This is a genomic window from Blastococcus capsensis, assembly GCF_030165005.1.
GTDB classification, from domain to species: domain Bacteria; phylum Actinomycetota; class Actinomycetes; order Mycobacteriales; family Geodermatophilaceae; genus Blastococcus; species Blastococcus capsensis.
In genome coordinates this window covers 150,467-162,240 of sequence record NZ_JASNNW010000011.1, presented here as the reverse complement: position 1 = coordinate 162,240, position 11,774 = coordinate 150,467, and the positions used below count along the sequence as shown (strand labels likewise).

The following is an 11,774-nucleotide window of genomic DNA, read 5'->3' as shown; positions in this document are numbered from 1 at the left end:
CACCGGCGCAGGCCGCACTCGGCCCCGTCCGGAGGCTCGCCGCGAGCCTGCGAGAGGTCGAGCGGCCGCGTCCAGGGCACCGCCGCGAGCCTGCGAGCGGTGGGGAGGACGGGGCCCTTCAGGGGGTCCTTCTGGGGGTCCTTTCTCAGCCGCCGTAGTAGCGGTAGACCGGCTCGGCGATGCAGACCGGCTTGTCACCGCCCTCGCGCTCGACGACGCAGGAGAAGGTCAGCTGCTTGCCGCCGGCGACGTCCTCGACCTTCGCCAGCGTGGCGGTCAGCCGCACCCGCGAGCCGACCGGCACGGGGGAGGGGAAGCGGACCTTGTTCAGGCCGTAGTTCACGCCCATGACCGTGTCGGACACGGTGATCACCTGGCCGAGCAGCGGCACCAGCAGCGACAGGGTGAGGTAGCCGTGGGCGATGGGGCCGCCGAACGGGCTCTCCTTCGTCGCCCGCTCCACGTCGATGTGGATCCACTGGTGGTCGCCGGTGGCGTCGGCGAAGAGGTTCACGTGCTCCTGGGTGACCTCGTACCAGTCGCTGGTGCCCATCTCGGTGCCGGTCAGGCCGCTCAGCTCGGCCATGGTCGTCGTGGTGCTCATCGCGGTCCTCCGGAAGCGGTCGGCGCCGGGCTTCGGTCCGGCGCGGGTGTCCCCGTCGAACCTAGTGCTCTGAGTGCACGTGCACTCAGAGCCCGAGCTCCGGCAGGACACCTACGGTCGCGGCCGGATGCCGGCAGCGGGTTGACTGGCTGCGTGCTGAGCTCGACCGACGGCTGGACCACGTGCGCCCAGGGGCACCGGCACTGGGGCCGGGCCGGCGCCGCCGGCCTGCTGATCCACCGCGACGGCCCCGGCGGGGCCGAGGTGCTGCTGCAGCACCGCGCGCTGTGGTCGCACCACGGCGGGACCTGGGGCACCCCGGGCGGCGCCCTGCACGCCGGCGAGTCACCGGCCACCGGAGCGCTGCGGGAGGTGGGGGAGGAGCTCGGCCTGCAGCCCGGCGACGTCGTGCTCGGGGTCTCCTCGGTCGACGACCACGGCGGGTGGGCGTACACGACGGTCCTGGCCCGCCCGGCGCACCCGTTCGAGGCGGCGGAGCTGCGGCTGGACGGCGAGAGCGACGGGGTGGCGTGGGTGCCGCTCGTCTCCCTGCACGAGGTGCCGCTGCATCCCGGGCTCGCCGCCTCGCTGGACCGGCTCCGGCCACTCCTGGACGGCGCCGGCGAGTAGATTGCGCGGGAGTGGGCAGTCCCGGCCCCACGTCCCCGATCGGCCGCGCCCCATCGGGGACAACCTCCGCACGACGAAGGAGCCGGCCCTGTCCCGCCCCCGCCACCGCTCGTCCCAGACCGCGCGCCGCGGCGCATCGTCCTCCGGCGCAGGCCGCCACGAGCGCCGGTCCGGCCGCGCCGGGCTGCTGCTGGCCCTGGCGCTCGCCTGTGCCGGCGTGCTCATCGCCGTGCCGCTGGTGCTCCTCGTCGGCTGGGGCTCCGGCAGCGACAGCTCGTCGTCCTCGCGCGACGCCGAGGGCGTGTTCACCGGTGGAGGGAACGACGGCAGCACCGGTGGCGGCAGCGTCGGTGGCACGGGCACCGGAGGCGGTGGTTCCGACGGCGGGGCCGATCCCGGCGCCACGACGGGTACGGCCCGGACTCCTGCGATCGCGGGGACGCTGGTGAACCCTGCGGGCAACACGTCCGGCGCCGCCGGTGGTGGCGCCGCGACCGGCGGCTCGACGGGCGGGACCGGCGCATCGGCGAGCGGAACCGGCGGTTCGGCGGCCGCCGGCGCGGGATCCCCGGCCACCGGCGGATCGACCGGTGGCTGGGCGGGCGGCGCGACCGGGGCCACCAACGGCGGCCGGGCACCGGCTGCGGCGCTCGACGGCGGGACGGCCGCCGGGGCCCCGGCACCCCAGCCGGCACAGCGGCCGCAGCCTGCTCCCCAGCCGGCCCAGCAGCCCGCTCCGGCGCCGCAGCCCGCGCCCCAGCAGCCCGCCCCGGTGCCGCAGCCGGCTCCTCAGCAGCCACCCGCGCAGCAGCCGCCCCCGCCCCCGCCGCCGTCCCCCGAGCCCGAACCGGAGACCGACGCCGACGGCATCCCCTGCCCGTGCCAGGTGGTGAACGGCGTCCTGGTCAGTCTCTCCAGGCAGACCGACGACGTCACCGGTGACCTGCTCGGCTGAGGACGGCGCCGCCGTCATCGTCATCCCAGCCTCCTGGTCGCGACCCCCAGCGGTGCCGCACGGGGGCGGCGACCACGGGCCTGGGGTCGCGGTCGGGCCCCGTCTCGCTAGGTTCGACGCATGAGCGCCCGCGACGACGTCTCCGAGATCTTCGACAGCTCCGCCTGGCGGCAGGTCGAGGGATTCGACTTCGCCGACATCACCTACCACCGGGCCGTCGACGCCGGTGTCGTCCGGATCGCCTTCGACCGGCCGGAGGTGCGCAACGCCTTCCGGCCGCAGACGGTCGACGAGCTGATCTCCGCGCTCGAGCACGCGCGGCTGTCCACCGACGTCGGCTGCGTGATCCTCACCGGCAACGGCCCGAGCCCGAAGGACGGCGGCTGGGCGTTCTGCTCCGGCGGCGACCAGCGGGTGCGCGGGAAGTACGGCTACGAGCACGACAAGGGTCGCTCGAGCGGCCGGCTGCACATCCTCGAGGCGCAGCGGCTGATCCGGTTCATGCCGAAGGTGGTCATCTGCGTCGTCCCCGGGTGGGCGGCCGGCGGCGGGCACAGCCTGCACGTCGTCGCCGACCTGACCCTGGCCAGTGCCGAGCACGCCCGGTTCAAGCAGACCGACGCCGACGTCGGCAGCTTCGACGGCGGCTTCGGCTCGGCCTACCTGGCCCGCCAGGTCGGGCAGAAGTTCGCCCGCGAGATCTTCTTCCTCGGCGACGAGTACACCGCGGCCGACGCCCACGCGATGGGCATGGTCAACCGCGTCGTCCCCCATGCCGAACTGGAGCGCACGGCGCTGGAGTGGGGGACGAAGATCGTGGCCAAGAGCCCCACGGCGCAGCGGATGCTCAAGTACTCGTTCAACCTCATCGACGACGGGCTGGTCGGCCAGCAGCTGTTCGCCGGCGAGACCACCCGGCTGGCCTACATGGCCGAGGAGGCCGTCGAGGGCCGGGACGCGTTCCTGGAGAAGCGCGATCCCGACTTCGCCCGGTTCCCCTGGCACGTCTGAGGGACCTTCGGTACAGAAGGTCCCAACCCGAGAAGGAGGACACTGTGATCGTCGAGGTGGTGACGGGCGCCGACGAGCGTCCGGAGGCGCGGGTGGTCGACGTCGACGACCTGGGGCGGCTGCACCTGGCCCTGGGCGTGGTCACCGACGAGGAGGCCGCCGAGGCGCTGGAGCGCTCGGGGCTCGGCCGGCTGCAGGACGCGCAGACGGCGTTCCTCGACGTGGCGGCCCTGCGGGCCGCCGCCGAGCCGCGCGCCGGAGGAGCCGGCTGGTCGGGGCAGTGGGACCGGATGATCACCGCGGCCCGCGGCAAGGGGTGGCTCTCCGAGGACGGCGCAAGCCTCCAGGTGCACGTGGAGAGCGCCGCCGGCGCCTGAGGGCGAGCTTCCCGGCGCACGGCTGTGACCTGCGGGAAGTCGGCGCCCCCCCCGAAAACAACGAGATCATTGTGGTCCTCCCGCCGAGACGCCAGGATGACCCCGTGCATACGACCAGCCGTGACGGAACGGCGTCATGACGGGCGCTCCTGGACGGCCGCTGAGCGCGGAACTGTCCGAACAGTTGCTCGCCGTCTCCGTCGACATCCTGGCCGACGAGGGGTGGGGGAGGCTCAACAGCGACCGCATCGCGGCCCGCGCCCGGGCCGGCAAGGCGGGCATCTACCGCCGGTGGCCGACCATGGCGGCGCTCGCCCGCGCGGCCGTGAGCCGGTTCGAGCTGGTGGTGCTGCCCGACGACGGCGGCTCGGTGCGGGAAGACGTGCTCGGTCTGCTGAACGCGCGGTGGACGCAGCCGTTGAGCCGTGAGGAGCGGGCTGTGGCCAGCCTCGTGGGTGCCGCGCGGCACGACGAGGAGCTGCACGCCGGGCTCGACGAGGCCCTGGTGCAGCCGCTGGCGGCCGCCGTCGAGAAGATCTGCGCCCGCGCCGACGAGCGGGGAGAACCGGTCCGTCACGAACGGGCGCTGCTGCTGACCTCGGTCCTGGAGGCGTTCTGGTGGCAGCGCTACCGGATGGCCGAGCCGTTCACCGCCGACCAGGTCGAGGTGGTCGTCGACGAGGTGCTGATGCCGTTGGTGCGCCCGCTGGACGAGCGCGTTCCCGCCTGAGCATCCTCGGCGGTCAGCACGCACGGCACTGCGCCTGAGGGGGTCGGTGTCGGGGGCGGGTTGGGGAGTGCGCCGAGTGGGCAGCCCCGGCGGATGAGTGAGCTCCGCATCGCCGTTCTCGACGTCGACGGCACCCTGGTCGACACGAACTACCAGCACGCGCTGGCCTGGTACCGGGCGCTCCGGTCGCTGGGGGAGACCTACCCGGTGTGGCGGATCCACCGGCTGATCGGGATGGGCGGCGACCGGCTGCCGGCCGCGCTGGGTGGCGACGACGTCGAGGCGCGGATCGGCGACGACGCCCGCGAACGGTGGACGGCGGAGTTCGACCGGCTGATCGACGAGGTGGCGCCGCTGCCGGGTGCCCGCGAGCTGATCGAGGGCCTGCGCGAGCGCGGCCACCGGGTGGTGCTGGCCAGCTCGGGCAAGGCCAAGCACGTCGACCACTTCCTCGACCTGCTCGGCGTCCGGGACCTGGCGGAGGCGTGGACGACCAACGACGACGTCGAGTCGAGCAAGCCCGCCCCCGACCTGCTCCAGGTGGCCCTGGAGAAGCTCGGCGAGCCGGCGGACGCGCCGAGCGTCCTGATCGGCGACTCGGTCTTCGACGTCGAGGCGGGGAAGAGGGCCGGGATGCCGACGATCGTGGTGCGTTCCGGCGGCTTCGGGGACGACGAGCTGCGCGAGGCCGGGGCCCTGGACGTCTTCGACACGCCCGGCGACCTCGCCGCGGCGCTGGACCGGCTCGACCTCGCCTGAGCTGCTGATCGCCGGAGGGTCTTCCCGCACGGTCTGCCTCTGAGTGCACCCGCACTCAGAGGCAGAGCGTGCGGCGGAAGGCCCGACGAGGCGGTGGTGGGGCGGCGACGGTGGCGGACCGGTGGATGAGGACCGTCAGGAGGCGCTGGTGGAGCGGTCGCGGCGGCGCAGCGCCTCGTCGGGGCGGTCGGTGATGACCGCGTCGACGCCGAGGGAGAGCAGGAAGTCGATGTCGGCGGGGCGGTTCGCCGTCCACACGTGCACCTCCTTGCCGGCGGCGTGCGCCTGGGCGACGTAGCCGGGGTCGGCGCGTACCAGCGACACCCCGGGGCCGACCGCGTCCATCGACCCGGACAGCAGGTCGGTGCGCAGCGGGCGCAGCCGCTTGCCGATCAGCTGCACCGTCGGCACGCCCGGCGCCAGCGCGGTCACCCGGCGCACCGCCAGCTGGGAGAAGCTCATCACCCGGAACGCCGGCTTCCCGCCCCACTCGGCCGGCCGGTCGCCCTGCAGCACCCCGAACCGGCGCAGCGTCCGCAGGACCTCTGCCTCCACGCGGAACGCGTGCCGGGTGGGGTGCTTGGTCTCGATGGCCAGCCGCACGGTGCCGGGCGTGGCGGTCACGTACTCGAGCAGCCGGTCGAGGGTGAGCACGAGGCCGTTCTCGACGTCGGGCTCGTCGGTGACGGCGATGATCTCGTCGTCCTTCCACCGGTCGAACCGGCTCCGGCGGGCGCCGAACCGGAACTGCTCGAGCTCGGCCAGGTGCAGCGCGGAGACGACGCCGCGGCCGTTGGAGGTGCGCTGGATCCTCCGGTCGTGGACGCAGACGAGCACGCCGTCGCGGGTCATCCGGACGTCGCACTCGACGGCGTCGGCGCCGAGCACGGCCGCGTTCCGGAAGGCGGCCAGCGTGTGCTCCGGCGCCTCCGCGGTGGCCCCGCGGTGGGCGACGATCTCGGGGGCGCTCACCTGCGCGAGGGGGACAGGACGGGAAGACCTACCGGCACGCGGCGATCCTGCCCTCCCGCGGTGGAGCCTGCGACCGTGGGGGTGGCCTCAGCCGGCCAGCCGGGCGCGGTACTCCGGAACGGTGGCCATGGGCGGCCGCTCGTCGACGGCGACGGTGCTGGTGCGGGGCACGAAACCGGCGCCGTCGTGCCGGAACTGGGTGAGCAGCCCGCTGGGGTCCGGCGCGGACGCGGCCCGGGCCAGCACGGTGGCGACCACCTGCCCGGCCATCTCGCCGAGCGCCTCGACGTCCTGCGAGGTGTGCCGCCGCTCGCCGAGGTCCACCTGGGCCAGCGAGGCCAGCCCGCCTCGCCGCAGCAGGTCGACCAGCAGACCCACCTCCACGCCGTAGGAGGAGACGAACGGCACCTGCTCCAGGGCGCTGCGGCGGCCGGCGTACTCGCCGCCGAGGGGCTGGACGAACCCGGCGAGCTCCGGCCACAGCGCGTTGAGCAGCGGGCGGGCGGTCAGCTCGGTCACCCGTCCCCCGCCGGTGGGCACGACCGCATCCCCGACCTGGAGCGGCCGGGTGTAGCAGCCCTTCACGTAGTCGACCTGCGGGTCGGTGAGCAGCGGGCCGAGCAGCCCGGGCACGTAGTGGGCGACATCGCCCAGCAGGTCGGCGTCGAGGAAGACGACGAGGTCGCCGGTCGTGGCGGCCAGCGACTTCCACAGCGCCTCGCCCTTGCCGCGGCGGGTGCCGTGGGCGGGCAGCACGTCGGTGGTGGCGACGACGGAGGCCCCGGCGGCGCGGGCGACGGCGGCGGTGGCGTCGGTGCTGTCGGAGTCGACGACGAGGAGCTCGTCGACCAGCGGCGTCCGGCGCACCCACTGCTCGCGCAGGTCGGCGACCAGCCGGCCCACCGTCGCCTCCTCGTTGCGGGCGGGCAGGACGACGCTGATCCGGTGGCCCCCGCGGCGCTTGGCGTGCAGCAGGGCCGCGACGTCGATCCGGTCGAGCGAGGTCGCGGTGGTGGTGCGGTCGGCGAACCAGGCGCGGGCGTCGGGTCTCACCTCCCCACTGTCGACCAGGCCGGCTGTGGGCACCAGGGCGGGTCCGGGCTGTTCACCTCCGCGTCATGGGAACTCTCCGTGCAGAACGTCCCCAGGAGGGGGCGGCGGTTCGTGCACGAACCGCCGGGAGGGCAGCGTCAGACGAGTGGCGCGCCGGAGCGGGCCCACGTCGGCCGAGTCGCGGCGCGCCCGGGCAGCCCCCACGATGACCGGCATGACCACTGGGCAGTTGCCCCGACGAGTTCCCGCCCCGCGGCCGACGGCCGATCAGCGGCGGCGGGTGGCGCTGCTGCTGGAGACCGCCGATGTCCTGGCCGAGCGGGCCCGGCGCACCGACGACAGGGTCCAGGCGCAGGTGCTGCTGCGCCGCTCGGCGCAGCGCCGGGCGCAGGCGGCCACCCTCGCGACCGGCCGCCCCGCGCCCGCGCCGGACTCCCGCCGGCAGGTCGCCCCGGGGTAGGCGGGTGGCGGCGCGGCACCGGCCTGCCCAGGCCACCGGGCGCCGGGCACCCTTGCGGTTCTTTTGCGGATCGCTGGGCGGAACCGTGCGGTCGGTCGCGCAGGCTCCTCCCTGCCGCCCGGTGGATCGGCCACCCGGTCAGCAGCAGGGGGACTGCACCGTGATCAGCCGTATCAGCACCGCCGTCGCCGAACGCGGCACCGCCGCGAAGCTCGTGGGCACCCTGGGTGTCCTCGCCGCGGCGGCCACCGTCGCCGGGCTGGGCACCTACGGCGACTTCACCACCACCGAGCCCGTGGACGCCCGGGTGGACGCCGGCGGGCTGTCCATCGAACTGGACGTGACGGCCGGGGGGACGACCGTGCCCTTCTCCAGCGCGTCGATGCTGCCCGGCGACGCCGAGCGCGTGCCCCTGGACCTGGCGAACGACGGCGAGGCCCCGCTGTCCTCGGTGACGTTCTCGTCCGTGGCCGCGACCCTCGCGCCCGGCGGCGTCGACCACCTGCCGGCCACCATCTCGTTCCCCGGGACCGCGGACGAGGACCTGGTCGGCCAGGCCAGCCGGATCGCCTTCACCTTCGCCGCCACGCAGCGGGACGGCGTCGCCCGCTGAGGCGGGCGCGGTAGGCGGCGGGTACCGGGCCCACGGGGGGCCCGGTCCCCGCCGCGCCGGCTCTTCCGATGGAGGACGATGGTCCGTCGCGGACGACGACCGGCACGACATGTGGGGTCCGCCCCGTGGTCTCCTGCGGGATGCGGCTGCGCTGGCTGGAGCGAGGGAAGCCGATCGTGTGTCCCGGCATCGGCCGAACACGCTTGGGCACCTCGGTTCACACGCGCCCCTTCTGACACGGCCGGCTCAATCCCCTCACGGAGTGGAGTCCGACCGTTACAGTTTTTCCATGCGTGGATTGCGGCTCGAGCGTCCACCGGGGTGGGGAACCTTGGCCCTGGTTCTCCTCGTCCTCGGCAACGCGGCGTTGTTCACGTTCCTGGGCACCCGCTCAGCGCCGGCCGACACGTACGAGAGCAGAACGGAGACCGCGGGAGCCGAGTACCCGCTCGCGCAGGAGCCGGTGCCGGCCGTTCCGACCACGGATGCGCCGGCCGACGAGCCCCCCGTGCTGGCTGTCTACGGCGACGGGTACGCCGCCGGCAACGAGATGGGCGGCCAGGGCGCCACCGGCTGGCCCGCGCTCGTCGCCGAGCAGGCGGGGACCGCGCTGTCGCTCAACGCCGTTCCGCAGGCCGGCTACGCCTCGATCGGCGTCACCGGGCAGGATTACCCGGCGCTCCTCGCCGCGAGCCCTGCGCCGGACGCCGACGTCATCATCCTCTTCGGCAGTCGCAACGACGCCGATGAGGACCTGCCCCAGGTGGAGCAGCAGGCCGCCACGGCTCTGGCGGCGGCGAAGCAGAATTCTCCCGAAGCCACCCTCGTCGTGATCGGGCCCGTCTGGGACGACGGCAACCCGCCTGCCAGTGCGCTCGCCGTCCGCGACGTGGTTCAGGCCGCGGCGCAGGAGGTCGGCGCCGTCTTCGTGGACCCGCTGACCGACGGCTGGTTCAGCCAGGGAACCGGCCTCATCGCAACCGACGGCATCTCCCCGACGGACGCCGGGCACGCCCACCTGGCCGAGTTGATCGCTCCGGTGGTCACCGCCGCCCTGCGGTAGGCACTCGTCCTTCGTGGGCTACGGGACCGCCGCGCGACGTGGCTCGTGGCTCCGGGTGTTCGCCGCTGCTCGAAGTCCCACGCCGGCCCGACGTCCCGCCGGCCCGACGTCCCGCTGGCCCGCTGGCCCGCCGGGCCGGCGGTCTCCTGGCTAGAACCCGACGGCCTGCGGCAGGACGCGCGGTGGGACGGGCGGCAGGTTCTTCGCCGTCCCGACGAAGGTGTCGGACAGGCTGGTGACCGGCGACTTCCGCGCCGCCGGGACGTCGCACAACGCCTCCAGCAGCGGGACGAGCGCGCCGAGGATCTGCTCCCCGACCTGCTGGTGAACGGCTGAGCTCTGTCCGATCGGATCGGCGACGTCGTCGTCGTGTTCCGCGCTGCGCCGGGTCGCCCGCTGCGCGCCCAGGGCGGCCACCAGGGTCCGCGCCCGCTCGTCGAGGGAGCCGATCGGGGGCAGGCCGCGGAGGTCGGCCCCGGTCAGCAGGTCCGCGGCCTCGCGCAGGGTGTAGGTCCGGAACATCGCGCGCGGCGCGAGCTTGAGGGCGGCGCGCCGGTGGCGCCGGGTCATGGTCAGCGTGAGATCGGCCGCGTCGATGAGCTCGCCGGTGAGCTGCTGGGCCTGGAACCCCGCCGGATCACCACCGAGACCGGACAGCGCGAGGGCCGACGAGGGCTCCATGCCGCTGCCGACGACCGCGTGCGTACCGGCGCTGGCCGTACCCACAGCAGCGGCCGAGGCGCCGAGAGCCTCATCCAGGAAGGTGCGGGTCAGCCGCTCTCCCATGGGTGAGCGGCAGATGTTCCCGGTGCAGACGAAGAGGATGCGCACGCCCCGGATCCAACCTGCCCGAAGCGGTGACACCAGCACTCCGGCGGAGGAAGGGCCGCCGTGTCGGTGCGACAGCGACTCCCCTGCCACATTCGTAACACGCTGTCCCACCGTGCACACGAATAGCGAGATATCGACATCCGGACAGTTATGTTCCAACGGTCAACCGGTTCGACGTCTCACATGAGCGGACTCGCCGTTGGCCGGACTGGAGAGCGGGGGGTCCGTGGACCTGAAGGATGTCGCACAGGCCCTGCGAGCGGGATGGTGGCTGGTCGTGGCCGCCGTCCTCGTGGGAGTGGCTACCGGTGGTGCGCTGACCTGGTCGGCGACGCCGATGTACGCGTCCACCACAAAGCTGTTCGTGTCCACGTCGACCACGACGGACACCTCCTCGGCCTACCAGGGGAACCTGTTCTCCCAGCAGCGGGTGGCCTCGTACGCCGAGTTGCTCAGCGGCGTCCAGCTGGCCGCCCGGGTCATCGAGGAACTACAGCTCGACATGACGCCGGACGAGCTGGCCGCCAAGGTGTCGGCCACCGCGGTTCCGGAGACCGTCATCCTGACCGTCACGGTCACCGATACCTCGGCGCTGCGGGCGCAGGACATCGCGGCCTCGCTGGGCCGGCAGTTCGCCGCCCAGGTGACCGAGCTCGAGACGCCGGCCGGCAGCGACGCCTCCACGGTGAAGGTCGCCACCGTCCAGCCGGCCGCGCTCGACGAGACGCCGGTCAGCCCGGACGCGGTCCGCAACGTCGCCCTCGGCGCGGTGCTGGGGATCCTTGCGGGCCTTGGGCTGGCGTTGCTGCGCAGCCGCATGGACGACACCGTGAAGACCAGTGAGGACGTCACCTGCCTGACGGGCGTCGGTCTCATCGGGACCGTCCTGGAGGACCCGCGGGTCGCCGAGGACCACGTGGTCACCGACCAGAACCAGCACTCGATCGCGGCCGAGGCCTACCGGTCGATCCGGACGAACCTGCAGTTCCTCAACGTCGACAACCCGCCGCGGGTCATCGTCATCTCCAGCGCGACCCCCGGCGAGGGCAAGTCCACGCTCGCGATCAACCTGGCCACGGTGCTGGCCCAGTCCGGCAGCCGGGTCATGCTCGTCGAGGCCGACCTGCGCCGCCCCCGCGTCACGCGGTACATGGGCCTGATCAGCGGAGCGGGGCTCACCAACGTGCTCGGCGGCACGGCGATGCTGCACGAGGTCGCGCAACCGTGGGGCGACGGGCGGCTCAGCGTGCTGGCGGCCGGCCCCATGCCGCCGAACCCCAGTGAGATGCTCGGCTCCCGGCACATGAAGATGCTGCTCGACGACCTGTGCGAGCGCTACGACTACGTCCTCATCGACGCCCCGCCGCTGCTGGCGGTCACCGACGCTGCCGTGCTGACCGCCCTCTCCGACGGCTGCCTCCTGACCTCCCGGTACGGCAAGACCCGGCAGGAGGAGCTGGCGGAGGCAGCCTCATCCCTCGAGCGGATCGACGCGACCCTGCTCGGCGTCGTCCTCAACCGGGTGCCGCAGTCGGCGGGCGCCGCGCGGGGCTACGGCTACGCCTACAGCTACGAGGCCGACCCCGACCGGGACACCACCGGGGTCGTCCGTTCCATGACCAGTGCCCGGTCGGAGCGTGGCCGACGTCGTCAGCCGGTCGATGACACCGGTCCCGTGGCCGCCGTGCGGTCCCGTCGCTGAGCCGGCCAGAGCCT

14 protein-coding genes are annotated in these 11,774 nt (G+C 73.9%); 10 read left to right on the top strand and 4 right to left on the bottom strand.

Annotated elements, in window-relative coordinates:
* Positions 1-145 precede the first annotated feature (145 nt).
* Positions 146-604 carry a MaoC family dehydratase gene (locus tag QOZ86_RS11655; protein ID WP_284492129.1) on the bottom strand — a complete coding sequence of 153 codons (459 nt, stop codon included), beginning with the start codon at positions 602-604 and terminating at the stop codon, positions 146-148.
* Between the two features lie 153 nt (positions 605-757).
* Here QOZ86_RS11655 and QOZ86_RS11650 point away from each other — a divergent pair, with 153 nt between their 5' ends.
* The 6 genes from QOZ86_RS11650 to QOZ86_RS11625 all read left to right on the top strand — a co-directional run bounded on the left by QOZ86_RS11650 (position 758) and on the right by QOZ86_RS11625 (position 5,066).
* The gene (locus QOZ86_RS11650; RefSeq protein WP_284492128.1) at positions 758-1,234 is read left to right on the top strand and encodes an NUDIX domain-containing protein; all 477 of its coding nucleotides are present in this window, start codon (positions 758-760) and stop codon (positions 1,232-1,234) included.
* A gap of 217 nt (positions 1,235-1,451) precedes the next feature.
* Positions 1,452-2,189 (top strand): hypothetical protein, encoded by a 738-nt coding sequence (locus QOZ86_RS11645; protein WP_284492127.1) that lies wholly within the window; start codon positions 1,452-1,454, stop codon positions 2,187-2,189.
* 120 nt (positions 2,190-2,309) lie between these two features.
* Positions 2,310-3,200 carry a 1,4-dihydroxy-2-naphthoyl-CoA synthase gene (locus tag QOZ86_RS11640; protein ID WP_284492126.1) on the top strand — a complete coding sequence of 297 codons (891 nt, stop codon included), beginning with the start codon at positions 2,310-2,312 and terminating at the stop codon, positions 3,198-3,200.
* A gap of 44 nt (positions 3,201-3,244) precedes the next feature.
* Positions 3,245-3,577: a hypothetical protein gene (locus QOZ86_RS11635; RefSeq protein WP_284492125.1), complete on the top strand. Its 333-nt coding sequence runs from the start codon at positions 3,245-3,247 to the stop codon at positions 3,575-3,577.
* 136 nt (positions 3,578-3,713) lie between these two features.
* Positions 3,714-4,307: a TetR-like C-terminal domain-containing protein gene (locus QOZ86_RS11630; protein ID WP_284492124.1), complete on the top strand. Its 594-nt coding sequence runs from the start codon at positions 3,714-3,716 to the stop codon at positions 4,305-4,307.
* A gap of 93 nt (positions 4,308-4,400) precedes the next feature.
* Positions 4,401-5,066, top strand: coding sequence for an HAD family hydrolase (locus QOZ86_RS11625; protein WP_284492123.1), 666 nt, complete (start codon positions 4,401-4,403; stop codon positions 5,064-5,066).
* Between the two features lie 135 nt (positions 5,067-5,201).
* Here the strand turns inward: QOZ86_RS11625 and QOZ86_RS11620 are convergent, their stop codons facing one another.
* The gene (locus tag QOZ86_RS11620) at positions 5,202-6,038 is read right to left on the bottom strand and encodes a glycerophosphodiester phosphodiesterase (protein WP_284492122.1); all 837 of its coding nucleotides are present in this window, start codon (positions 6,036-6,038) and stop codon (positions 5,202-5,204) included.
* 87 nt (positions 6,039-6,125) lie between these two features.
* The gene (locus QOZ86_RS11615; RefSeq protein ID WP_284492121.1) at positions 6,126-7,091 is read right to left on the bottom strand and encodes a glucosyl-3-phosphoglycerate synthase; all 966 of its coding nucleotides are present in this window, start codon (positions 7,089-7,091) and stop codon (positions 6,126-6,128) included.
* A gap of 214 nt (positions 7,092-7,305) precedes the next feature.
* Here QOZ86_RS11615 and QOZ86_RS11610 point away from each other — a divergent pair, with 214 nt between their 5' ends.
* From QOZ86_RS11610 to QOZ86_RS11600, 3 genes are all read left to right on the top strand, one after another.
* Positions 7,306-7,551, top strand: coding sequence for a hypothetical protein (locus QOZ86_RS11610; RefSeq protein ID WP_284492120.1), 246 nt, complete (start codon positions 7,306-7,308; stop codon positions 7,549-7,551).
* 160 nt (positions 7,552-7,711) lie between these two features.
* Positions 7,712-8,164 (top strand): hypothetical protein, encoded by a 453-nt coding sequence (locus tag QOZ86_RS11605; protein ID WP_284492119.1) that lies wholly within the window; start codon positions 7,712-7,714, stop codon positions 8,162-8,164.
* A gap of 331 nt (positions 8,165-8,495) precedes the next feature.
* A complete protein-coding gene (locus QOZ86_RS11600) occupies positions 8,496-9,227 on the top strand; it encodes an SGNH/GDSL hydrolase family protein (RefSeq protein WP_284492118.1) in 732 nt (243 codons plus the stop codon).
* Positions 9,228-9,377: 150 nt separating this feature from the next.
* Here the strand turns inward: QOZ86_RS11600 and QOZ86_RS11595 are convergent, their stop codons facing one another.
* Entirely contained in the window at positions 9,378-10,058 is a 681-nt protein-coding gene (locus QOZ86_RS11595) for an arsenate reductase/protein-tyrosine-phosphatase family protein (protein WP_284492117.1), read from the bottom strand.
* A gap of 226 nt (positions 10,059-10,284) precedes the next feature.
* Here QOZ86_RS11595 and QOZ86_RS11590 point away from each other — a divergent pair, with 226 nt between their 5' ends.
* Entirely contained in the window at positions 10,285-11,760 is a 1,476-nt protein-coding gene (locus QOZ86_RS11590) for a tyrosine-protein kinase domain-containing protein (protein WP_284492116.1), read from the top strand.
* Positions 11,761-11,774 lie beyond the last annotated feature (14 nt).

Coding starts and splice junctions, on each gene's coding strand:
- QOZ86_RS11630 (WP_284492124.1), top strand. CDS start 3,714: ATGACGGGCGCTCCTGGACGGCCGCTGAGCGCGGAACTGTCCGAACAG.
- QOZ86_RS11655 (WP_284492129.1), bottom strand. CDS start 604: ATGAGCACCACGACGACCATGGCCGAGCTGAGCGGCCTGACCGGCACC.
- QOZ86_RS11610 (WP_284492120.1), top strand. CDS start 7,306: ATGACCACTGGGCAGTTGCCCCGACGAGTTCCCGCCCCGCGGCCGACG.
- QOZ86_RS11640 (WP_284492126.1), top strand. CDS start 2,310: ATGAGCGCCCGCGACGACGTCTCCGAGATCTTCGACAGCTCCGCCTGG.
- QOZ86_RS11625 (WP_284492123.1), top strand. CDS start 4,401: ATGAGTGAGCTCCGCATCGCCGTTCTCGACGTCGACGGCACCCTGGTC.